This is a genomic window from Gaetbulibacter sp. M235 (assembly GCF_043876835.1).
Lineage (GTDB): Bacteria > Bacteroidota > Bacteroidia > Flavobacteriales > Flavobacteriaceae > Yeosuana.
Genome location: NZ_JBAWJZ010000002.1, coordinates 385,136 through 409,014, shown reverse-complemented (window position 1 = coordinate 409,014; position 23,879 = coordinate 385,136). Strand labels below are relative to the sequence as shown.

Genomic DNA, 23,879 nt, shown 5'->3' with positions numbered 1-23,879 from the left:
AACTTTAAGTCTATAAAAGAGAACATCATAATGTTTAAGAAAAAATGAAACCATCGAGCTTGACAAGAACTAAAAAAATTAACTTTCTAAATGTTGGATATTATTTTATAGGATTAATTGTTTTTTCGTTTTTAGGTTTTTGGCCTTCTTATTTTTCAAAATTCTTTGATGGAACAGCTGACTTCAATATTTATTTTCATTTTCATTTTGTAATGGCGATGCTATGGATAATGCTATTGATTATACAGCCCATACTTATTAAGAAAAAGAAAATGTCAATACACAGGCAAGTTGGGAAGCTAAGTTTTATTGTGCTACCTCTTTTAATTGTGTCTGTTATTTTGCTAAAACATAGTTTAATGAATCCAGAAACTATTGAAGGCTTAGGGCTTAGCTTATGGTTTTCAGTAAAACATATTGCTATTCTTGGGGTTATGTTTACCATAGCAATGGCGTACAGGCACAATATGCAAATTCACGCCCGCGCAATGATTGCAACTGGTATTGAGTTTATAGAGCCCGGTTTTGGGCGATTCATTTTTAACACACTATCAAAACCAGATTTTAATCTTGCGTTGGGAATTTCAATTTCGATAATGTATGCCCTTATTGCCTATCTCATTTTTATAGAGCGAAAACAAACCAGCGGCCGATGGGTGTTTCCTTTATTTTTATTAATGTCTATAATATTTCACTACCTTATTTTCTTCGAAATAAGCTTTGAATTTTGGGATTCATTTGCCGAATGGTTTGCCAAATTACCAATTACATAAATAAAGTGAAGTTTAGTTTAAAAAATATGAACATACAAAAAAATGGCAAAAAGTAATTACTTGGGGTTAAACCAAAAATTGACATCTTCGATAAAGGACACCTTCATGATGAATTATGGAATTTAGTTGATAAAAATGAGGCTTACTTATTAATGACAGGTGTTTTTGATGTAAAAGAGCACAATACAAGATGGTTTTTGGCAAAACATAAGGAATTGCTGGAATTGAATAAAAATCTAATAGGAATAGTTGAAAAGGAAATTAAACAACAACGAACCCCTTCTTTTAGTGTTTTCCAAAAGTTTTAACTCCCGCTTTAATTTTAGTTCTTAAATAGTTTTCCCTTGGTACAATAGGGCAAGAATATTTGTCATTATAAGCACAATATGGGTTGTAAGCCGAATTAAAATCTATGATAACTTTGCTGCTAGTTGGAATTCTTAAATCAATATAACGTCCGCCACCATAGCTTTCAAGTCCGTTAGTTTCATCAGAAAAAGGCAAAAACAAATAGTCTTCAAAACCTTCTTTTTTTATCAAATCTTGATTTTGATAAACGTTTAATTTGAATATTTCATCATTCAAAAAGAATTGTAAAACTCCGTACTTCACGTATTCCGGAAGTCTATCGGTAGTTGTTTTCATTTTAAAAGGCAGCTCATTTTCTGTTCTTGTAAATAAAGCTTCAACCACATATGTTGAATCGTACCTAAAAAAATCAAGGCTTTTAAATTCTTTTCTGTCTTCTTCTTTTAATGGTGATGTGGTAGCATCTTTATATTCGGCATTTATTTCTCTTTGAAATTCAGTTTCACCTACAACGGGTTCTTTCCCGTCTTTACAACTTGTTAAACAAGCTAAAAGAAAAACGATTAATATGACTTGTTTCATTTATAAAAAATATTTTCAATCCAAAAATACAACTTACAATTATTTTATATACATTTGAAAATCAAAAAATAATAAAAATGCGCAATTACGTCACCATTTATACTCAAAACTGTACATCAAAATACAGATGTTGGGCTTGCTATATAATGTGGTGATATGAAAATATTACACTATATGAAAGTCCGACTGTACAGTTGGACTTTTTTTTTACAAAAAAATCAATCAAAAAAAATAATAAACATCAATCAAAGAACAAATTAAATCAATGAAAACACTTTTTAACAAATACATAAACACTTTTAGAGGACTTTCAAAAGAAGTTTGGTGGATAGCTTTAATAACACTTATAAATAGAGCTGGCACAATGGTTATCCCCTTTTTATCATTATATCTTACCAAAAGCCTAAACTTTACATTGGCTGATGTTGGCTGGATTATGAGTGCTTTTGGGTTAGGCTCTGTAGTTGGCTCATGGATTGGAGGCAAACTATCTGATAAAATAGGTTTTTATAAAGTAATGGTGTTTAGTTTAATAGCTACAGGTATTTTATTTATCATCCTTCAGCTATTAACTAGCTTTGTGGCTTTTTGCATTGGCATATTTGTAGTTATGCTGGTTGCAGACATGTTTAGACCAGCCATGTTTGTAGCATTAAATTCTTACAGTAAACCAGAAAACAAAACACGTTCTGTAACTCTTATAAGATTAGCCATTAACCTTGGTTTTTCTGCTGGTCCAGCCATTGGTGGTATCATAATTACCACAATTAGCTATGGTGGTTTATTTTGGGTTGACGGAATTACTTGTATACTGGCTGCCATAGTTTTGATACAAGTACTGCATCCAAAAAAGGCTAAAACCTTAGATAATTTAAAAATTGAAAATCCGGAATCTGCATTCCTTGATTATCCTTTTTTAACATTTATAGTTGCCATGATTTTATTTGGAATCGTGTTTTTACAATACTTTTCTACCATGCCATTGTACTATAAAGATGCTCATCATTTAAATGAACTGGAAATAGGAATATTATTGGGCTTAAACGGATTCATCATTTTTGTTTTTGAAATGCCATTAATTAAATGGCTAGAAAATTCAAGGTTTACAAAATTAGGTTTAATGCTTTTTGGAGCGATTCTAACTGGATTAAGCTTTCTTGTTTTAAATATCACTTCATGGGCAGGTGTACTTATTATTGGTATGCTATTAATGACTTTTGGAGAAATGATTGCTTTTCCTTTTTCAAATGCTTTTGCAATGGATAGAGCTAAAAAAGGAAATCAAGGTGAATACATGGCTTTATACAGCATTTCATTTTCTGTTTCTCACATTTTTGGACACAACGTAGGGCTGCACTTAGTTGGCGCTATTGGTTTTGACAAAACATGGTATTTCACAACAATACTTGCTAGCTTATGTGTATTTTTGATTTTTATTTTAAAACAAAAAATGAAGCTTAAAACAATATAGATAATAATGAGTTTAGAAAAAGATGTTATTATAATAGGCGGTGGACCCATTGGAATTGCTTGTGCATTAGAGTGCGTAAAAAGAGACTGGAATTATTTAGTTATTGAAAAAGGAGCTCTTACCAATTCATTATTCAACTATCCAAAAAACATGACTTTTTTTTCAACTTCTGAAAAACTGGAAATTGATGATATCCCTTTTATCAGCAATAATCCTAAACCAAACAGAGACGAAGCTTTAGAATATTACAGACGTGTAGCCACATCAAATAAACTGAATATTAATTTATATGAAACCGTTTTAAGTATTGAAAAAGAAGGCTCTATTTTCAAAATAAAAACATCTAAGGACGTTTATGCTTCAAAAAAATTGATTTTATCTACTGGCTTTTACGATATTCCAAAACTATTGAATGTGCCAGGAGAAGATTTACCCAAAGTGTCTCACTATTATAAAGAAGCACATCCTTTTACAATGCAAAACGTAATAGTCGTTGGTGCAAGCAATTCCTCAGTCGATGCCGCACTTGAAATTTGGCGTAAAGGTGGTAATGTAACTATGGTAATTAGAGGAAAAGCTATTGGTGAGCGTGTAAAATATTGGGTAAGACCAGACATTATTAATAGAATTGAAGAAGGAAGTATTAAAGCCTATTTCAATTCTGAAATCAATGAAATTAAAAAAATTGAGGTAATAGTTTCCACACCAAAAGGAATCATTTCCATTCCAAACGATTATGTAGTTGCTCTTACCGGATACCAGCCAGATTTTAAACTATTAAAAGAAATTGGTATAAAATTATCTGAAGATGATAAAATGCTCCCCAAATACAATCCAGAAAACATGGAATCTAACATAAGTGGTTTGTATTTGGCTGGAGTAATTTGTGGTGGCATGGAAACACATAAGTGGTTTATAGAAAATTCAAGAATACATGCCAAAATAATTGCAGAACACATAGAATCGCAATTAAATTAAATTATTTCAATGGTTTAACCTCATTATATTTTACCACATGAGATAATACAATTTGAGTTTTGGTTTCTCCATACACAATAAGCTGGTCAATAAAAGACTCCAAATGTTTTTGGTTTTTAAAAACCACTTCCATCACTATATTTTCATTACCCGTAATTCTATAACAATTTAAAACCTCATCGTAGCTTTTCACTTTTTCCAAAAATGGCTTTAACATTCCCATAAAGGCACGTAAAGTAATCAATGCTTTTAGCTGGTAGCCAACATCTAAAGGTGAAACTGACGTTTTATAACCTTGAATAATTCCTGCATCTTCCATCTTTTTAATTCGCTCTGAAACAGCAGGAGAACTTACCCCAACTTTCTTTCCAATGGCAACATTTGATTGTCTGGCATTCTCTTGCAAACACTTCAAAATCTTCCAATTTAATGCATCCATCATCATTTAAAAAAAATAAACTATTAAAAATTAATTATTAAAGTAAATATACGATTTAACTTTAATATTGATAGCATAATTTGTTTACTTGTAACTAATTTTGATAAAATTGCTTTAAGAAGATGTTGCCCAGTATTCCATCACACCTATCAGATTTGCCTATTTATAAAAAGGCAATGGAAATTTATACCCTTACCCGAAGTATTTCTGCATACATTCAATATGACTTATCAAACTTAAAACCTGATGGCAGTGAATATTCGGATATTTATTTTTCCGGAGATATTATACAACAATCTGTATCATTAGCTCCTGAAATTTTGAATGCCGAATTAGAGCGCTATTCTGATAGAAAAGATAAACACATTGCTTCTTTGCAACGTCTTACAAATTTACTTTATAAAAATTCTTATCGCTTAGAAAAATCAAACAGCAATGGTAAAGATTTCTTGCCTATTTTAAGAAGTGAATTAAATAAGTTTAAAAGATTACAACGCAACTGGATGTTAACATTGTAATCCTTTAAATTTTTTGTTAATCTATAAAGTAACTTTATAATGTTTGCTTTCCAATACAAAAAAATTAATAGTATTGTTTTTCAATTGAGAAAATTTCTCCTTCTGCTTGATAATATTTTTCAGATTTTATAATATTCATTAACCAATCTAAATAACTGTCGGATTTTCTTTTAAAAGTATAGTTAAGATTTGCTTCCATAGGTTTAAGATTTAAATATTGGGGTTATTAACTGCTTAAAAATCAACTTAAAGCCATGTAAAATTACATGCGATTGAAGGAAACAAAAAAATTTTGCGTCTTTATTAGTTTAAGCGTTTGATTAAATCTTTCACGTGTTTTTATTTACAAATACTTCCGATGAAATAATCCTCTAAAACATTAGTTTTCTGCTAAAAAACCAGTTATTAAGTTCTGAAAAATGAGATAAATGCATAAAAAAACACACATAATTAAATGTGTGTTTCATGCAATTTAAGGAATTCCCCTTTTTACATAACCTTGTTGTTAAATAGCAATTTAACTGTAACTCAAATGAGAGATTTGAATTACAATTCAAATTTAAACAAGTAACTTTTTTAAAAACTTAATAAAGCTGAATGAAATTGACATTTGTCAATTTTACCTCATTTTTACATTTCAACCGGATTTAAAACCAGTCTTGATAACGTCTCTGGTCGCATATTTAGTAGTGATGCCAAATATTTTTTGGGCAATCGCTTTATTATTTCGGGGTTGAAGGTTTTTAAAAAATGATCGTATCTGTCTTTTGCACCAGGAATTCTGGCCAATAAAGCCCTGTTTTCAGCTTGCAAATAATAATATTCCATCAAAATACGATTTAAGGCTGCCATATCTGAATAATTTTTAATGGCATAATCCATATCTTCAAAACTCAAACTCTCTGTATACGTATCTTCAAGGCATTGTATGTTTTCTAAAGCCGGTTCATTTTTAAAATAGCCAGAAATTGATGTAACCATTTCACTATCTACACTTACCCATGTTGTTACCTCATTACTGTTAAAATCAAAATATCCTCGTATAAGACCTTTACGTATTAAATGAATCCTATTACATGTTTCACCACTTTTCACAATAAATTCTCCTTTCTTAAAATGTGAAGAAATCATCCTTTGCGATAAAAAACTTTTAAGGGGTTTTGATAATGGTGAAATAGAATTAAGTAATGTGACACTAAAAATATTGTTGTATTTAGTTGTTGGCATATCAATGATTTTGGTACAATATATTTTATTCTAATACTATCATAAAATGATATATATCAGTTTTCATTTAATGAGCATAAATTTTTTACATGTTTCTGCGATATTGGCCTCCAACTTCAAATAGAGCATTGGTAATTTCACCTAATGAACAAACCTTGCAAACTTCCATTAAAGCTTCAAAAATATTTTCGTTATGGATTGCTTTGTTTTGTAAATCTTTTAAAAGACCACTTGTATCTTTTGTTTTGTGAAGATTTTGTAACGTTTTAATTTGAAACTGTTTTTCTTCATCGGTAGCCCTAATAACTTCTTTAGGTAAAATCGTTGGAGACCCTTTACTACTTAAGAAAGTGTTTACTCCAATAATTGGGTATTCGCCATTATGCTTTAAAGTTTCATAATACAAGCTTTCTTCCTGAATTTTTGAACGTTGATACATGGTTTCCATGGCTCCTAAAACACCACCTCTTTCAGTAATTCTATCAAACTCTAACAACACTGCTTCTTCTACTAAATCTGTTAATTCTTCAATTATAAATGAACCTTGTATTGGGTTTTCGTTTTTTGCTAAACCTAATTCTTTATTTATAATTAATTGAATTGCCATAGCGCGACGAACAGACTCTTCTGTTGGAGTTGTTATCGCTTCGTCATAAGCATTGGTGTGTAATGAATTACAATTATCGTAAATAGCGTATAATGCCTGAAGCGTTGTGCGAATATCGTTGAAATCAATCTCTTGAGCATGTAAACTACGACCAGACGTTTGAATATGGTATTTAAGCATTTGTGCTCTTTCATCAGCTCCATATTTATGCTTCATGGCTTTTGCCCAAATTTTTCTGGCTACCCGACCAATTACTGCGTATTCCGGATCGATACCATTTGAGAAAAAGAACGATAAGTTTGGTCCAAACTTATTAATATCCATACCTCTGCTTAAATAGTATTCAACATAAGTGAATCCGTTTGAAAGTGTTAAAGCCAATTGAGTAATTGGATTAGCTCCTGCTTCTGCTATATGATATCCAGAAATAGAAACTGAATAAAAATTACGCACATTGTTTTCTATAAAATACTCTTGTACATCACCCATTAAACGCAATGCAAACTCCGTTGAAAAAATACAAGTGTTTTGAGCTTGGTCTTCTTTTAAAATATCGGCTTGAACAGTTCCTCTAACTTGCGTAATTGTTTTAGCTTTAATGTCTTCGTATATCGCTTTAGGCAATACCTGATCTCCTGTTACACCAAGTAGCATCAATCCTAAACCATTATTGGTTTTTGGTAATTCACCGTTATATTTTGGTCGTTCTTTATCTTTAAAAAGATTGGAAATTTTATTCTCAACCTCATTTTCCAATCCATTATCCTTGATATAAATCTCACATTGCTGGTCAATGGCAGCATTCATAAAAAAGCCTAATAACATAGGTGCAGGACCATTAATAGTCATACTTACCGAGGTCATTTCATCTGCTAAATTAAAACCTGAATACAACTTTTTAGCATCATCTAAACAACATATTGAAACACCTGCATTACCTATTTTTCCATAAATATCCGGTCTTAAATCTGGGTCGTTTCCATAAAGTGTAACACTATCAAAAGCTGTTGATAATCGTTTAGCTGGCAAACCTTCACTTACATAATGAAATCGCCTATTTGTTCTTTCAGGACCGCCTTCGCCAGCAAACATACGTGCCGGATCTTCACCCATTCTTTTAAACGGATATAAGCCTGAAGCAAAAGGAAATTCTCCTGGCACATTTTCTTGTAAAATCCAACCCAAAATATCACCCCAAGCCTTATATTTTGGTAATGCCACTTTTGGAATTTGAGTATGAGATAATGATTCAGTATGCGTTTTTACTTTTATTTCTTTTTTTCTTACTTTAAATGAATATATGGGGTCTTTATACTTTTTAATTTTATCATTCCAACCAACTATTACTTCCCAATTATATGGATCGAGATTTAATTTTACTTTATCAAATTCAGCTAAAAGAAGTTTAATAAAATCATCATTTGCACTTGTTTTTATAGTTTCTGAATTGATACCATATTTATCTAATTCAGGAGTATTTCCTATTACAGATTCTATAGTTTTAAAAATTCCATATAATTTTTGCGCAACTTCCACTTGTTGACTGGTAGTTTTATCGTAAGAACGATTGTTTTCTGCTATTTCAGATAAATAACGTGTTCTGGAAGGAGGAATGACAAAAATTTTCTCACTCATTTCATTTGAAATAGTAAACGTAGACTTTAAATCTGCGTTTGTTTTTTCAACTACTTTATCTATTACTGCTTTGTAAAGCGTATTCATTCCTGGGTCATTAAACTGTGATGCAATGGTTCCGTAAACAGGTAATTTATCCTGAGGAACATCCCATAAATTATGATTTCTCATATATTGCTTTTTCACATCACGTAACGCATCTAAAGATCCTCTTTTGTCAAACTTGTTGATAGCAACCAAATCTGCAAAATCGAGCATATCAATTTTTTCTAACTGCGTAGCTGCACCAAATTCTGGCGTCATGACATATAATGATACATCGCTATGCTCAATAATTTCTGTATCTGATTGCCCAATACCAGAAGTTTCCAAAATGATTAAATCAAATTCAGCAGCTTTTAAAACCTGAACGGCTTCATTTACATATTTTGACAAAGCCAAATTAGATTGGCGTGTTGCCAAACTACGCATATATACACGAGGATTATTAATCGCATTCATACGAATTCTATCACCCAAAAGCGCACCACCAGTTTTTCTTTTTGAAGGGTCAACCGAAACTATTCCAACTGTTTTATCAGGAAAATCTATTAAAAATCTACGAACCAATTCATCTACTAAAGACGATTTTCCGGCTCCACCAGTTCCTGTTATACCTAAAACTGGGGTTTTAGAAATTTTGTTTTTAACATGAATTTCTTCAATTACTTTTTTGGCTACTTCAGGAAAATTTTCAGCTGACGAAATAACTCTGGCAATTTCAATAGCATTTTTAGCTTTAAGTTTATTTACATCAACATCTAATTTGTCGCCTATTGCAAAATCCGATTTTTCAACCAAATCATTAATCATACCTTGCAATCCCATTTCACGTCCATCATCAGGAGAATAAATACGAGAAATGCCGTAATCCATTAATTCCTTAATTTCAGAAGGTAAGATTACGCCGCCACCGCCGCCAAATATTTTTATATGCTCTGCTTTTCTTTCTTTAAGCAAATCAAACATATACTTAAAATACTCGTTATGTCCACCTTGATATGAGGTTAAACAAATAGCGTTCACATCTTCTTGAATAGCTGTATTTACAACTTCATCTACACTTCTGTCATGCCCTAAATGAATCACTTCAACACCGGTTGCCTGAATAATTCTACGCATGATGTTTATAGAAGCATCATGACCATCAAACAATGAAGCTGCAGTTACAATTCTAATTTTATGCTTTGGCTTATAAAGAGTAGTTTGTTCCATTGATAAAAATATCTTCTTTTTGACGTGCAATTTACGGAATATTCAAAAAATTACGCTATTTATCTTTAATTATCTAAAATTAGATCAATTAGAAATTCCAATAATAAATTAGTTAATTTTGAACATTAATTGATAATGTAAATCATGAATAAAGTTACCCTATTAATATACTGTAAAGACAGACCAAACATTATTGCTTCGGTCACCAATTTTATTGCTAACAATCAAGGTAATATTGTTTATATAGATCAGCATGTTGATAGAGAACAGGACATATTCTTTATGCGTTTAGAGAGTGAATTTGATGTTAATACATTTTCCATTGAAACTTTTAAAGAGTTGTTTAAAAATACATTAGTTGATCAGTTTAAAATAAAATGGCGCATGTATTCATCAAACAGAAAACCAAAAATGGCTTTGTTTGTATCAAAATACGACCATTGTTTATATGATATTTTAGGACGCTACAATTCCGGGGAATTATTTTTAGAAATTCCTTTTATATTGAGTAATCATTTAGATTTAAAACCTATTGCCGAAAGTTTTAAAATTCCTTTTTATCATGTTCCGGTAACTAAGGAAACAAAAAAAGAAGCAGAACAAAAGCAATTAGAATTATTAATATCCCATGAGATTGATTTTATTGTGCTAGCAAGATACATGCAGATAGTATCAGACACCTTAATAAACAAATACCCAAATAAAATCATAAATATACACCACTCCTTTTTGCCGGCTTTTGTCGGTGCAAAACCTTATCATTCGGCTTATAAAAGAGGTGTGAAAATTATTGGAGCCACCAGTCATTATGTTACAGAAGAATTAGATGCCGGTCCAATTATTGAGCAAGATGTTGCTCGTGTATCACATACACATTCTATAGAAGATTTAATAGCAAAAGGCAGGGATTTAGAAAAAATTGTGCTAGCCAATGCCATTAAATTACATACTAACAGAAAAGTTTTAGTTTACAACAATAAAACAATTATTTTTTCTTAATATTGAATAATTGACAAAAACCTACTTTATTTTAATCATTAAAAACCCCTGAATATGATTCGTAAATTTTTATTTTTCATCTTAATTTTTAATTTAACTGCTTGTGCAGAATTACAACAAGTAGTCAACCAATTACCTCAAAGTGGAGGTGTTTTAAGTAATGCCGATATTGCAGCTGGTTTGCGTGAAGCATTAAATTTTGGAATTGAAAAACAAGTAAGCAAACTAACACAAACAGATGGTTTTTATAAAAATGAGTTAGTAAAAATATTATTACCAGATGAACTTAAAAAGGTTGACAAAGCCCTAAGAGATATAGGTTTAAGCAGTTTAGCTGATGATGGTTTAAAAGTACTTAATAGAGCAGCAGAAGATGCTGTTAAAGAAGCTACTCCAATATTTGTCGATGCCGTTAAGGGCATTACATTTACAGATGCAAAAAATATTTTAATTGGAAATGATGACGCAGCAACAAAGTATTTAACAACAAAAACACAAACTGCTTTATATGATAAATTTAATCCAGTAATTAAAAATTCCTTTAGTAAAGTAGGAGCCGATAAGATTTGGAGCAATTTAATTTCTAAATACAATAATATTCCTTTTACTGCTGATGTAAATCCTGACTTAACAGATTATGTAACCAATGAAGCTTTAAAAGGTGTTTACACAATGATTGCCGTTGAAGAAAAAGATATTAGAACCAAGTTGTCTTCAAGAACTACAGACTTATTAAGGAAAGTTTTTGCTTTACAAGACTAAAACCCTTATAGGTTCGTATCTCTTTTTTAAATTGTTAAAAAAAAAACGCATGTTTCTTTTCGTTTCTGAATAAAAAATGTATATTTAAATACTTGTTATTCAGTTATATATCATGGGAATAAACGATAACATAAAAAATCGCCAGAATAAACTTAATGAGCGCTACAAAGAACTTATTGAGCAAGCTTATAATTTCCGTCAAACTGATTCAGAAATTAGTGATTTTTCTGAATTTAGAGCTATGAAACTTTTAAATAGGCTTAATACATTAAGATATTTTTTCAGAAATCAGGCTAAACTTTAAGTTTAGAATTATTTATCAATTCTTTAACTTTTTTATTACATCCAAAATTTTCAAACTCACGTACTTTATATAAAAATAAGTTATGAGTTCACATTTTTGTAAAGTTGGAAAAATTAAGCCCAACTTAAATAAGCTAATTAGTTTGACTGAATTTGAAAAAAGAATTTCAAACTTTGTAGAAGATATTAATAAGGTAGATTACCCAAAAAACTTTAATGGAATAACTATTTAAGCATAATTGCTTTCATTTCCTGCTGAATCTCTTCAGCTTTTTTGGCAGCAACGAATGCGAAATCTTCTTTATTTGAAGCATAAATAATTCCTCTAGAGGAATTAATAAGCAGTCCTATATTATTATTTATACCATATTTACAAACATCTTGTAAGTTTCCTCCTTGTGCTCCAACTCCTGGAACCAACAAAAAGCTGTCTGGTATGATTTGTCTTATTTCTGCCAAATACTCAGCTTTTGTAGCGCCAACAACATACATTAAGTTTTCAGAATTTTTCCATGTTTTTGAAGTTTCTAAAACCTGTTTATATAATTCTTTCCCATCAACCGTTTTAGTTTGAAAATCGAAGGCTCCTTCATTAGATGTTAAAGCTAAAAGAATGGTATGTTTATTTTCAAAAGCTAAAAAAGGCTCTACTGAGTCTTTTCCCATATATGGTGCAACTGTAACAGAATCGAATGATAAATCTTCAAAAAAAGCTTTGGCATACATGCTGCTTGTATTTCCTATATCGCCACGTTTTGCATCGGCAATAGTGAAAATATCTGGATACCTTTCATTCAAATAATTAATGGTTTTTTCTAAAGATTTCCAGCCTTTTAATCCATAAGCCTCATAAAATGCCGTATTAGGTTTGTATGCAACACAAAGGTGATGTGTAGCATCTATAATGGCTTTATTGAATTCGAAAATTGGATCTTCGGCTTTTAATAAATGCTGAGGGATTTTATTTAAATCAACATCCAATCCTATACATAAAAAGGATTTTTTTTTGTGAATTTCCTGTATGAGTTTTTCAGTAGTCATAGTATAAAAAAGCCTCAATAAAGAGGCTCAAATTTTTAAATCACATCACTATTAGCTTTTAATTTTTCTGTATTTTCGGCTAATTGCAATTCGTCAATTATTCTTTGAATGTCGCCATTTACAATGTTTGATAAATCGTAAAGCGTTAGCCCAATTCTGTGGTCCGTAACACGTCCTTGCGGATAATTATAAGTTCTGATTTTTGCGCTTCGGTCACCAGATGTTACCATAGAACCTCGTTTTGCAGCATCGACCTCATTCTTTTTAGCAAGTTCAATTTCATATAATCTAGAGCGTAAAACCCTGAAAGCTTTTTCTTTATTTTTATGCTGTGACTTTTGATCCTGACATTGTGCTACCAATCCTGTTGGAATATGGGTTAAACGCACTGCTGAATAGGTCGTGTTTACCGATTGTCCTCCAGGTCCAGAAGAACAGAAAAAATCTATTCTAACATCTTTTGGGTTGATTTCCACATCAAACTCCTCGGCTTCAGGAAATACCATCACTGTGGCAGCACTTGTGTGAACTCTTCCTTGAGTTTCAGTTTGCGGAACACGTTGTACACGGTGTACACCAGCTTCAAATTTTAAAATTCCGTAAACATCTTCACCATTAACTTCAAATTGAATTTCTTTAAAGCCTCCATTGGTTCCTTCACTAAAATCTACAACATCAACTTTCCATCCTTTGCTTTCGCAGTATTTAGAGTACATTCTGAATAAATCACCTGCAAAAATACTAGCTTCATCTCCACCTGTTCCTGCTCTTAATTCAACAACCGCATTTTTTGAATCTTCAGGATCCCTAGGTATTAAAAGAAATTTTATTTCATCTTCCAGTTTAGGGATTCTAGCTTTGGCTTCTTCATATTGCATTTTTGCCATTTCTACCATTTCTGCATCACCACCTTCAGAAATAATAGATTCAGCTTCAGCTAAATTATCTAAAAGTGTTTTATACTCATCACGTTTTTCAACAAGAACTTTTAAATCTTTATATTCTTTATTTAATGCTATATAACGCTTTTGATCTGTCATAATATCCGGCTGAATGATTAAATCACTCACCTCATCAAAACGTTGCTTAATTATTTGTAATTTATCTAACATTTACTTTTTTACTTATGCCGCAAAAATACGATAATTTATGAATTTTCAATATCTGATAAGTGAGTATTAAAACTATACCGACATTATTGAAGAACCAAAGATTCTATAATTTTTATACAATATGGAATTATAATAAAAAAGGAAGCTAAATAGCTTCCTTTTTTAAACTCTAATACTTTATTATCCACATTTTGAGGAGCCACAATCTTTACATGTCAGGCAGCCTTCTTGATAAATTAAATTATCTGATTTACAATTATCGCACACATGCCCTTTAGCTTTTGTACCATCTTCAACATATCGTTTTAAAGCACGTACTACTCCATTTTTCCAAGTGTTAATAGATTCACTATCAAGTTGTAAGCTATTAATTAAATCTACAATTTTATCAATTGGCATACCATGACGAAGCGTACTTGAAATTAACTTTGCATAGTTCCAAAATTCAGGATTAAACTTATGCGACAGACCTTCTATAGTGGTTTTATAACCTCTTTTGTTCTTGTATTGAAAGTCATAACGAGACGTACCATCTTCATTCCTGTTCTTAATAATCAACCCATCATTTACCCAACGCGGTATTAAAATACCATCTTCATCATCTGCCAATCCAGTAAATATTTCATAAGGCTTGTCGTTAATTAATCCTATAAAAGCAATCCACTTTTCTTTACTATTTTGAAAACGCACAACATCTGATTCTAATACTTGAGGTCTCTTTTTTGGGAAAGCAGTTAGTAAGTCCTGAGGCTTATCTTCTTTCTTTTCATCATTTGATATTAATACGCCCGAACGTGAACCATCTCTATAAACGGTAACACCTTTACAACCTTCTTCCCATGCTTTCAAATAAAGCTCTCCAACTAACTCTTCAGTCGCATCGTTTGGTAAATTAATGGTAACACTAATGGAATGATCGACCCATTTTTGAATGGCTCCTTGCATTTTAACTTTACTTAACCAATCCACATCATTTGAAGTTGCCTTATAATAAGGTGATTTTTTTATTAAATCATCCAATTCACTTTGAGAAAAGTTTTTTGATATTTCGATACCATTTACTTGCATCCATTGTTTAAATCTGTGGTGAAACACCACATATTCTTCCCAGGAATCTCCTACCTCATCAACAAAATCAACTCTTACATTTTTATCATTAGGGTTTACTTTTCGCCTTCTTTTATACACTGGCATAAATACAGGTTCAATGCCTGACGTTGTTTGCGTCATTAAACTTGCTGTTCCAGTTGGAGCAATGGTTAACAAAGCTATATTTCGTCTTCCATATTCCAACATTTCATAATACAACTTACTATCGGCCTCTTTCAACCTATTAATAAACGGATTGTCTTTTTCTCTATTGGCATCAAAAATTGAAAAGGCACCACGATCTTTAGCTAAGTAAACAGAGGCTCTATAAGCTTCTATGGCGATAGTTTTATGAACCTCTAAAGAAAATTTATTTCCTTTTTTACTTCCGTATTTAATTCCTAAAGCAGCTAACATATCTCCTTCAGCAGTGATTCCAACTCCCGTTCTTCTTCCCTCTTCCGCTTTCCTTTTAATATTAATCCATAAGTTGCGCTCAATAGTTTTTACGTCCTCAACTTCAGGATCTTCATCAATCTTTCGTAATATATTATCAATTTTTTCGAGTTCTAAATCAATAATATCATCCATAATTCTCTGAGCCAGAGCTATATTTTTTTTAAATAAATCGAAATCAAATTTAGCCTGTTCAGTAAAAGGATTTTCAACATAAGAAAACAAGTTTATTGCCAACAAACGACAAGAGTCATAAGGACACAAAGGTATTTCACCACAAGGATTTGTAGATACCGTTTTATATCCTAAATCAGCATAACAATCTGGCACAGATTCATTAATAATAGTATCCCAAAACAGAATCCCGGGTTCAGCAGATTTCCAAGCATTATAAACTATTTTATTCCATAATGCCGAAGCATCTATTTCTTTTGAAACTTTAGGTTGACTACTAAATATTGGGTATTTTTGAACATAACTGCTACCATTTTTTACAGCTTTCATAAAATTATCATCAATTCTAACTGAAACATTGGCACCAGTAACTTTGCCTTGCTCCAACTTTGCATCAATAAAATCTTCTGAATCTGGATGATTAATTGAAACCGACAACATAAGAGCTCCTCGTCGACCGTCTTGTGCTACTTCTCTTGTTGAATTTGAATAGCGCTCCATAAAAGGAACAATCCCTGTAGATGTTAATGCTGAATTTTTAACTTCAGATCCTTTTGGACGAATATGAGACAAATCGTGACCAACACCTCCTCTACGTTTCATTAACTGTACTTGCTCTTGGTCAATCTTCATAATGCCTCCATATGAATCTGACTCACCAGAATTACCTATAACAAAACAATTTGAAAGGGATGCTATTTGGTAAGGATTACCAATTCCTGCCATTGGACTTCCTTGAGGTACTATATATTTAAAATCTTTAATTAAATCAAAAATAGCATCTTCAGTTAAAGGATTAGCATAGTTTAGTTCAACCCTGGCTAATTCTTTAGCAATTCTACGATGCATATCATTTGGTGTTGATTCATAAATATTACCTTCAGAATCTTTTAAGGCATATTTATTTAACCACACCCTTGCAGCTAGATCATCATTTTTAAAGTATTTTAATGCGGCGTTAAAAGCCTCTTCTTGGGAATAAGTTTTTAGTGTTTGATTGGAGACATCTAAGCTCATTTTTATTTGTTTTTAGGTTTTATTAGCAAACTATAAATTAACAAAATAAAATGAACTTAAACTATGACAAAAATCACAAAGTTTACACGCTTTTTATATCAAACTATTGATTTTTAGTTATTTAAAAATTTATCAACATTAAAAAGTTAACAAGTTTTTGAAATAAAAATATTTTTCTCTTAAAAATCTACTGCAAATCCAATTCCTAAGAATTGCTTCCATTGTGTTTTGGCTCCAGCTTCATCAAACTCTCCTTCAATTTCTGATGGTTTTGTTGTTTTTACATCATCATCATAACGAATATGCGATCCTAAAGTTGCTTTCACAAAACTGTTAACTTTAAAATCAAAGTTAATTTGCCAGTCAACATCAACATTACCAAAACTATTAATATAATCAGTATATAAGCTAACATTATGCTTAAGAGTGATATTTTCTACCAATTCTTTTTGATAACTATTGGTTACTAACAACCCTACTTCTTTATGAATTCGTTTTCCTTCAATAATAACATTTCCTTCTGTATCTAAAACTGCTGGAGTAACACCAAAAGCTCCTGAATTAGCTAGTTCCTGATCCAATACAAAAGTTGTTTTTAATGTTAAGGGTGAAAGATATAATGACATATCTTCTTTTCTTTTAACGTATTCCATTCCTCCACCAAAAAACAAATATCCTGGAGCCATTAGTCTTGATATTGGATTATCGGTGTCTGGGTATTTATATCCGTTTGTAAATTGGGTCTTGAAATTTAGTCTTGCAGAATAAAACCAATTTGACAAACTATCCGGCTGATAACCTATGTTAGAATTAAATTCAACTAAATCTTCGGTTTTTCTTAGCTCTCTATCTTGTTGTTTATTAATTCCATATCTGGAGATTAAACCATTTTTCCATGTAAAATATTTGTCCTTATAGTCTAAATTAGATTCATAAGTAAATAGCGCGGAAACCGAGTTACTACCTCCAGAATTCCAGTTAACAAAAGTAACCTCACTAAGATCTACACCTACTTTATTATTGTTCTTCCATTCGGGATGAATTTCTATTATTTCACCTTTTTTATCTCTCATAAAAATAGAAGTAGGCTGGGCAATCAAATTTTGAATCAACAAACAAAAGGGAATAAATAAAATTTTTTTCATGGATGGTTACGCTAAATTAAAGTTCAAATTGCATCAAAAATTGTTCCGTTTTAACATCTTAAAGTTAAAAAATTAGTACTTAAACTCTCCAAACTCACTTTTTATTGTAAGTTCTGTTTTATTTGAATTTTCAACTCTTCCAATAATTTGGGCATCAACATTAAAAGATTTGGGTATTTCAATAATGTCGTTTGCTATTTCAGGAGTTACATACAATTCCATTCTATGTCCACAATTAAAAACCTGATACATTTCTTTCCAATCTGTTTTTGATTGCTCCTGAATCAATTTAAACAACGGCGGAACAGGAAACATGTTATCTTTTATAATGTGCAAATTCTTTACAAAGTGCAATATTTTGGTTTGGGCTCCACCAGAACAATGAACCATTCCATGAATAGAATCGCTATTATATTTAGATAATATTTCTTTTATAATTGGCGCATAGGTTCTGGTTGGTGATAATACCAATTTCCCAGCATCTATAGGAGAATCTTCAACACTATCGGTCAATTTAACATTCCCTGAATACACTAAATCTGATGGTACAGAAGCATCAAAGCTTTCAGGATATTTTTCAGCTAAATATTTACTAAAAACATCATGTCTGGCTGAAGTTAATCCATTACTACCCATGCCACCATTATACGATTTTTCATAAGTAGCTTGTCCAAAAGATGATAAACCAACTATAACATCGCCTGCTTTTATATTAGCATTATTAATAACATTGCTACGTTTCATTCTTGCCGTTACTGTAGAATCCACAATGATTGTTCTAACCAAATCTCCAACATCTGCAGTTTCTCCTCCAGTTGAGTGGATAGTCACTCCAAATGATTTTAACTCTGAAATAAGTTCTTCCGTTCCATTAATTATTGCCGAAATAACTTCTCCTGAAATAATATTTTTATTTCTCCCGATGGTTGACGACAACATAATATTATCAACTGCTCCAACACATAATAAGTCATCAATATTCATAATCAAGGCATCTTGAGCAATGCCCTTCCAAACCGAAATTTCTCCAGTTTCTTTCCAATACATATAAGCTAAAGACGATTTTGTACCAGCTCCATCAGCATGCATGATCAAACAATAATCGTCATCATTTGTTAAGTAATCTGGAACAATTTTGCAAAAAGCTTGAGGAAAAAGTCCTTTATCAACGTTTTTTATAGCGTTATGAACATCTTCTTTTGAAGCTGAAACACCTCTAAGCGCATAACGTTTACTAATTTCTTGACTCATTAATATATTTTGTGTGTTGAGTTGCAAAAGTAAGGATTGTTTACTTTTTACTTATACTTTTTATTATTGAATTTATTAATACTAAAAAAGACCTGTTAAACAGGCCTTTTCTTTGATATCATTATATTTTATCTAGTAAATAGCAGTTCACGATATTTTGTAAGTGGCCAAATTTCGTCGTCAACAAGTAATTCTAACTTGTCACAATGATAGCGAATATCATCAAATAATGGCTTTACGTTAAAACAGTATGCATGTGCCTTTTTTTCTATATTATCAATGGCATTTGCCTTTTTTCTTTCATTAGTCATCTTTGTTACTTTTGAATTGATACCTTCAATATGACTAGAAATTTCTTCAATTAAATTAATCTGTTCTTGAGATACGCTATGGTATTTCTCTTCAAAAATATCTTTTAACCCTTTTACATTTTTTATTAAAACGTTTTGATACTTAACTGCTGTAGGCACGACATGATTTCTTGCTATATCTCCTAACACACGACCCTCTATCTGAATATGCATGATATACTCTTCAATTTCAATTTCATAGCGAGCCTCAGTTTCAACTTTACTCATTACGTTCATTTCTTCAAAAAGTGAAATAGCTTTTTTAGAAATTCTTGCTTTCAAAGCTTCAGGAGTGGTTTTATTATTACTTAAGCCTCTTTTTTTAGCTTCTACCGCCCAAGCTTCACTATAACCATTTCCTTCAAACAGAATATTTTTAGACGCTTTAATATATTCTCTCAAAACATTAAAGACAGCTTCATCCTTCTTTAACCCTTTATTATCAATTAAGGCATCCACTTCAACTTTAAAATCTTTTAATTGTTTAGCTACAATAGTATTTAAAACCGTCATTGGATTTCCACAATTTGCTAATGAACCAACAGCTCTAAATTCAAATTTATTACCTGTAAATGCGAACGGTGATGTTCTGTTTCTATCGGTATTATCCAGTAACACATCAGGGATTTTCCCTACTACATTCAATTTTAAATCTGTTTTCTCTTCAGGAGATAATTTACCCGAAGTTACACCTTCAAGTTCTTCCAATACTTTTGTTAATTGCTCACCAATAAACACTGAAATAATAGCTGGAGGCGCTTCATTAGCTCCTAATCTGTGATCATTACTTGCAGATGCTATTGCTGCTCTTAAAAGCTCTTCGTAATCATTAACAGCTTTAATAGTATTAATAAAAAAGGCTAAAAACTGTAAGTTACTCATTGGTGTTTTTCCCGGACCTAATAAATTAATTCCAGTATCGGTTGATAATGACCAGTTGTTATGTTTTCCAGAACCATTAACACCTGCAAACGGTTTTTCATGCAATAAAACCTTAAAATTATGACGAGAAGCAACACGACCCATTATATCCATTAATAAAGAATTATGATCAACAGCCAAGTTGGCTTCTTCAAATATAGGAGCCAATTCGAACTGATTTGGTGCCACTTCGTTATGACGTGTTTTAACAGGAATACCTAATAACATACATTCCTTTTCTAAATCACGCATAAAATTTAAAGCTCTGTTGGGTATAGAACCAAAATAATGATCATCTAATTGTTGCCCTTTTGCAGAAGAATGCCCTAATAAAGTTCTACCTGTAAGAATTATATCTGGACGGGATGATGCTAAAGCCTTATCTATTAAAAAGTACTCTTGCTCCCAACCTAATGATGATGATACTTTTTTAACATTTTTATCAAAATATTTACAAACAGCAGTTGCTGCATCGTCAACCGCATGAAGCGCTCTTAATAATGGCGTTTTATAATCAAGTGCTTCTCCTGTATAGGCCACAAATATTGTTGGAATACATAAAGTTGTTCCATAAATAAATGCAGGAGATGTTGGATCCCAAGCCGTATATCCTCTTGCCTCAAATGTGTTTCTTATTCCACCACTTGGAAAGCTTGATGCATCTGGTTCTTGCTGTACTAATTGATCGCCTCCAAATTTCTCAACAGACATACCTCCACCTATTGTTTCAAAAAACGCATCATGTTTTTCTGCCGTTATTCCAGTTAATGGCTGAAACCAATGCGTATAATGGGTTACTCCTTTTGACAAGGCCCAATCTTTCATTGATGACGCTACTTGATCCGCAATATTTCTATCTATTTTTGTACCATGTTCAATGGCACTCATAACTCCTTTATAGGCATCTTTTGATAAATGTTGACGCATTGCAGATTCATTAAAAACATTTTTTCCAAATAAATCAGATCTCTTTTCCTTTTCTTCAATATGAATTGGAGAATGAGACATAGATTTTTTAATTGAGTAAAATCTTAAAGTTGACATTGTGTGTGTATTTAAAATTATTTAGTTTATTAATATCACAACAAAAATAATCATCAAAAACCTATAAAGACATGTTTTAAAAAAATTCTTGTTAACAATTTTTCAATTTTTATATAAAAAACTATTCTTTTTTTAATAGATACCCTAAAAAAATGGGGTATAAATAAAAATAACATCAGTATTCATTAAAATACCCCTATAAATTTAAAGTGAATACAGAAAAAATTATATTTGCCATTATTATCATTTTTTCATCTATAAAATATTCATTATGGCAAAAATTAAATTAGAATACATTTGGTTGGATGGTTACTACCCAACTCAAAACATGAGAAGCAAAACTAAAGTTGAGGAGCACGAAAATTTCAAAGGAACTCTGGAAGAAATAGGTAATTGGTCTTTTGATGGATCATCTACAAAGCAAGCTGAAGGAGGTTCGTCTGACTGTGTTTTAAAACCAGTAGCTATTTATCCAGACCCAGAACGCATTAATGGATATTTAGTAATGACAGAAGTTTTAAATCCTGATGGAACTCCTCATGTATCAAATGGTAGAGCAACTATTAGCGATGATGATGATGATGATTTCTGGTTTGGCTTTGAGCAAGAATATTTTATCATGGATGTTGAAACCGAATTACCATTAGGATTCCCTAGAGGTGGTTATCCAAAACCTCAAGGTATGTACTATTGTTCTGTTGGTGGATTAAATACACACGGTAGAGATCTTGTTGAAGAGCATGCAGATTTATGTATCGCAGCAGGTTTAAATTTTGAAGGTATTAACCAAGAAGTTGCTTGTGGACAATGGGAATTCCAATTATTTGCAAAAGGTGCTAAAAAAGCTGGTGATGAAATTTGGGTTGCTAGATATTTATTAGACAGATTAACTGAAAAATATGGTTACTATATTGAATACCACCCTAAACCTCTTGGAAAAGAATTAGACTGGAATGGTTCTGGTATGCACGCTAACTTCTCTAACACAACATTAAGAACTTGTGGAGATAAAGCAATATATGATAAAATTTGTGAGGCATTTAGACCAGTTGTAGAAGAGCACATAGCTGTTTATGGTGAGTTTAACGACCAACGTTTAACTGGTAAACACGAAACTGCTTCTATTCATGATTTCTCTTACGGAATTTCAGACAGAGGAGCTTCTATCCGTATTCCAATCTACACTGTTTCTAAAGGATGGAAAGGATACTTAGAAGATCGTCGTCCAGCATCAAACGGAGATCCATACAAAATTGCAGCTAGAATTATTAAAACTGTTAAATCCGCTAAGGTTTAATAATTATACTGAATAAATTGTTCATAATAAAAAGAGCTTACATAATTTGTGAGCTCTTTTTATTTACTTAAATTCATTTCTATTTTTTAGAAAATATAATTATCATAAAAATGCTATAACCAAATACCAAAAAGAATCCCTTAAGTCTTGAAATTTCAAACTTCTTTTTCATAAGCACCAAAGGCAACAATATAAACGCATAACCGAGCATCCAAAAAATATCGTTAGATAGAATTTGAGGTTCAGTAACTGGTATAGGCTTAATAATTGCTGTTAAACCTAAAACCGTTCCAATATTAAAAATATTTGAACCAATTAAATTACCTAATGATATAGCTTTTTCCTGTTTTGCCGCTGCAATAATAGATGCCGCAAGTTCTGGCACACTAGTTCCAATAGCTATTAATGATACACCTATAACTGCTTCACTTACACCAAGCGAAATAGCTATTTCTTTAGCACCATCTACCAACCATTCACTTCCAAAATACAAAGCACATGCACCAATTAGCAACCAAACAACTATTTTAAAGTTAGAAATCACACTCAAAGCTTCATCAACCTCTATCGATACAGCAGTATCTTTCTTAGAATGTTTTATTAATATAAATACAAAGAGAATAATCCCAACAAAGAGAATAGCACCTTCAACAGCACTTAAAAAATTGTCATTATAAAGAAAATAATACACAACAATGGAAAATATCATCATTGCTGGCCAATTCATTTTATAAAAAGATTTATCAACTACAATGGTTCCCACCAAAGCCGTTAAACCTAATACCAAACCAATATTGGCTATGTTAGACCCAACCACGTTGTTTATTGCTATTGCTGGAGAACCTGTTAAAGCTGCTTGTAAACTTACAAGCAATTCTGGCACTGATGTAGCGAAAGACACCACAGTCATACCAATGACCATTTTGGAAATTTTAAATTTAAAAGAGATTGCAACTGAAGATCTAACTAAAAATTCTCCTCCTACTACTAATAGGATAAATCCTAAAATTACCAAAACAATACTCATAAAAATTCTTTTATGCGAAGATACTATTTCAAACTTTTTCTTTATTATAAAATTTCACATTTATTAACAGTTTAACAAGTTTTCATTTTAAAGTTTAG

General features: G+C 31.5%; 21 protein-coding genes. 9 read left to right on the top strand and 12 right to left on the bottom strand.

Features of this window, described 5'->3' with window-relative positions; all coding sequences use genetic code 11:
* Positions 1-59 precede the first annotated feature (59 nt).
* A complete protein-coding gene (locus V8G69_RS04570) occupies positions 60-773 on the top strand; it encodes a hypothetical protein (RefSeq protein ID WP_394880628.1) in 714 nt (237 codons plus the stop codon).
* A gap of 285 nt (positions 774-1,058) precedes the next feature.
* Here the strand turns inward: V8G69_RS04570 and V8G69_RS04565 are convergent, their stop codons facing one another.
* Positions 1,059-1,664: a DUF1684 domain-containing protein gene (locus tag V8G69_RS04565; protein WP_394880627.1), complete on the bottom strand. Its 606-nt coding sequence runs from the start codon at positions 1,662-1,664 to the stop codon at positions 1,059-1,061.
* A gap of 265 nt (positions 1,665-1,929) precedes the next feature.
* On the opposite strand from V8G69_RS04565, the gene V8G69_RS04560 reads away from it, so the two are divergent.
* Together V8G69_RS04560 and V8G69_RS04555 are read left to right on the top strand one after the other, a co-directional pair.
* Positions 1,930-3,135, top strand: coding sequence for an MFS transporter (locus V8G69_RS04560; protein WP_394880626.1), 1,206 nt, complete (start codon positions 1,930-1,932; stop codon positions 3,133-3,135).
* A gap of 6 nt (positions 3,136-3,141) precedes the next feature.
* Positions 3,142-4,113, top strand: a complete 972-nt coding sequence (locus V8G69_RS04555; protein WP_394880625.1) for a YpdA family putative bacillithiol disulfide reductase — start codon at positions 3,142-3,144, stop codon at positions 4,111-4,113.
* 1 nt (position 4,114) lies between these two features.
* Here V8G69_RS04555 and V8G69_RS04550 read toward each other — a convergent pair whose 3' ends face one another.
* Positions 4,115-4,558 (bottom strand): Lrp/AsnC family transcriptional regulator, encoded by a 444-nt coding sequence (locus V8G69_RS04550; RefSeq protein WP_394880624.1) that lies wholly within the window; start codon positions 4,556-4,558, stop codon positions 4,115-4,117.
* A 116-nt stretch (positions 4,559-4,674) separates the two neighbouring features.
* On the opposite strand from V8G69_RS04550, the gene V8G69_RS04545 reads away from it, so the two are divergent.
* Positions 4,675-5,070 carry a hypothetical protein gene (locus V8G69_RS04545; protein WP_394880623.1) on the top strand — a complete coding sequence of 132 codons (396 nt, stop codon included), beginning with the start codon at positions 4,675-4,677 and terminating at the stop codon, positions 5,068-5,070.
* 64 nt (positions 5,071-5,134) lie between these two features.
* Here the strand turns inward: V8G69_RS04545 and V8G69_RS04540 are convergent, their stop codons facing one another.
* The 3 genes from V8G69_RS04540 to V8G69_RS04530 form a co-directional block, all read right to left on the bottom strand.
* Entirely contained in the window at positions 5,135-5,269 is a 135-nt protein-coding gene (locus tag V8G69_RS04540) for a hypothetical protein (RefSeq protein WP_394880622.1), read from the bottom strand.
* Between the two features lie 431 nt (positions 5,270-5,700).
* Positions 5,701-6,297, bottom strand: a complete 597-nt coding sequence (locus V8G69_RS04535; RefSeq protein WP_394880621.1) for a Crp/Fnr family transcriptional regulator — start codon at positions 6,295-6,297, stop codon at positions 5,701-5,703.
* Positions 6,298-6,382: 85 nt separating this feature from the next.
* Positions 6,383-9,793, bottom strand: coding sequence for a methylmalonyl-CoA mutase family protein (locus tag V8G69_RS04530; protein WP_394880620.1), 3,411 nt, complete (start codon positions 9,791-9,793; stop codon positions 6,383-6,385).
* A 144-nt stretch (positions 9,794-9,937) separates the two neighbouring features.
* On the opposite strand from V8G69_RS04530, the gene purU reads away from it, so the two are divergent.
* The 4 genes from purU to V8G69_RS04510 all read left to right on the top strand — a co-directional run bounded on the left by purU (position 9,938) and on the right by V8G69_RS04510 (position 12,090).
* Entirely contained in the window at positions 9,938-10,792 is an 855-nt protein-coding gene (gene purU, locus V8G69_RS04525) for a formyltetrahydrofolate deformylase (RefSeq protein WP_394880619.1), read from the top strand.
* A gap of 54 nt (positions 10,793-10,846) precedes the next feature.
* Positions 10,847-11,554 carry a DUF4197 domain-containing protein gene (locus V8G69_RS04520; RefSeq protein WP_394880618.1) on the top strand — a complete coding sequence of 236 codons (708 nt, stop codon included), beginning with the start codon at positions 10,847-10,849 and terminating at the stop codon, positions 11,552-11,554.
* 112 nt (positions 11,555-11,666) lie between these two features.
* Complete coding sequence (locus V8G69_RS04515) at positions 11,667-11,858, top strand: Lacal_2735 family protein (protein WP_394880617.1); 192 nt, start codon at positions 11,667-11,669, stop codon at positions 11,856-11,858.
* 82 nt (positions 11,859-11,940) lie between these two features.
* Positions 11,941-12,090, top strand: a complete 150-nt coding sequence (locus V8G69_RS04510; RefSeq protein ID WP_394880616.1) for a hypothetical protein — start codon at positions 11,941-11,943, stop codon at positions 12,088-12,090.
* On the opposite strand, the gene pyrF is transcribed toward V8G69_RS04510, so the two are convergent.
* The 6 genes from pyrF to V8G69_RS04480 all read right to left on the bottom strand — a co-directional run bounded on the left by pyrF (position 12,083) and on the right by V8G69_RS04480 (position 21,457).
* Positions 12,083-12,898 (bottom strand): orotidine-5'-phosphate decarboxylase, encoded by an 816-nt coding sequence (gene pyrF, locus V8G69_RS04505; RefSeq protein WP_394880615.1) that lies wholly within the window; start codon positions 12,896-12,898, stop codon positions 12,083-12,085. The two genes, V8G69_RS04510 and pyrF, sit on opposite strands and share 8 nt — an antisense overlap.
* A gap of 35 nt (positions 12,899-12,933) precedes the next feature.
* A complete protein-coding gene (gene prfA / locus V8G69_RS04500) occupies positions 12,934-14,010 on the bottom strand; it encodes a peptide chain release factor 1 (RefSeq protein ID WP_394880614.1) in 1,077 nt (358 codons plus the stop codon).
* A gap of 180 nt (positions 14,011-14,190) precedes the next feature.
* A complete protein-coding gene (locus tag V8G69_RS04495; protein ID WP_394880613.1) occupies positions 14,191-16,746 on the bottom strand; it encodes an adenosylcobalamin-dependent ribonucleoside-diphosphate reductase in 2,556 nt (851 codons plus the stop codon).
* A gap of 179 nt (positions 16,747-16,925) precedes the next feature.
* Positions 16,926-17,891 (bottom strand): DUF3078 domain-containing protein, encoded by a 966-nt coding sequence (locus tag V8G69_RS04490; RefSeq protein WP_394880612.1) that lies wholly within the window; start codon positions 17,889-17,891, stop codon positions 16,926-16,928.
* A gap of 72 nt (positions 17,892-17,963) precedes the next feature.
* A complete protein-coding gene (locus V8G69_RS04485; RefSeq protein WP_394880611.1) occupies positions 17,964-19,142 on the bottom strand; it encodes an AIR synthase related protein in 1,179 nt (392 codons plus the stop codon).
* Positions 19,143-19,270: 128 nt separating this feature from the next.
* On the bottom strand, positions 19,271-21,457 hold the full coding sequence (locus V8G69_RS04480; RefSeq protein ID WP_394880610.1) for a glutamine synthetase III: 2,187 nt from the start codon (positions 21,455-21,457) through the stop codon (positions 19,271-19,273).
* Positions 21,458-21,728: 271 nt separating this feature from the next.
* Between V8G69_RS04480 and V8G69_RS04475 the strand changes: the two genes are divergently transcribed.
* Positions 21,729-22,754, top strand: a complete 1,026-nt coding sequence (locus V8G69_RS04475) for a glutamine synthetase beta-grasp domain-containing protein (RefSeq protein WP_394880609.1) — start codon at positions 21,729-21,731, stop codon at positions 22,752-22,754.
* A gap of 79 nt (positions 22,755-22,833) precedes the next feature.
* Here V8G69_RS04475 and V8G69_RS04470 read toward each other — a convergent pair whose 3' ends face one another.
* Positions 22,834-23,781: a calcium/sodium antiporter gene (locus V8G69_RS04470; protein ID WP_394880608.1), complete on the bottom strand. Its 948-nt coding sequence runs from the start codon at positions 23,779-23,781 to the stop codon at positions 22,834-22,836.
* Positions 23,782-23,879 lie beyond the last annotated feature (98 nt).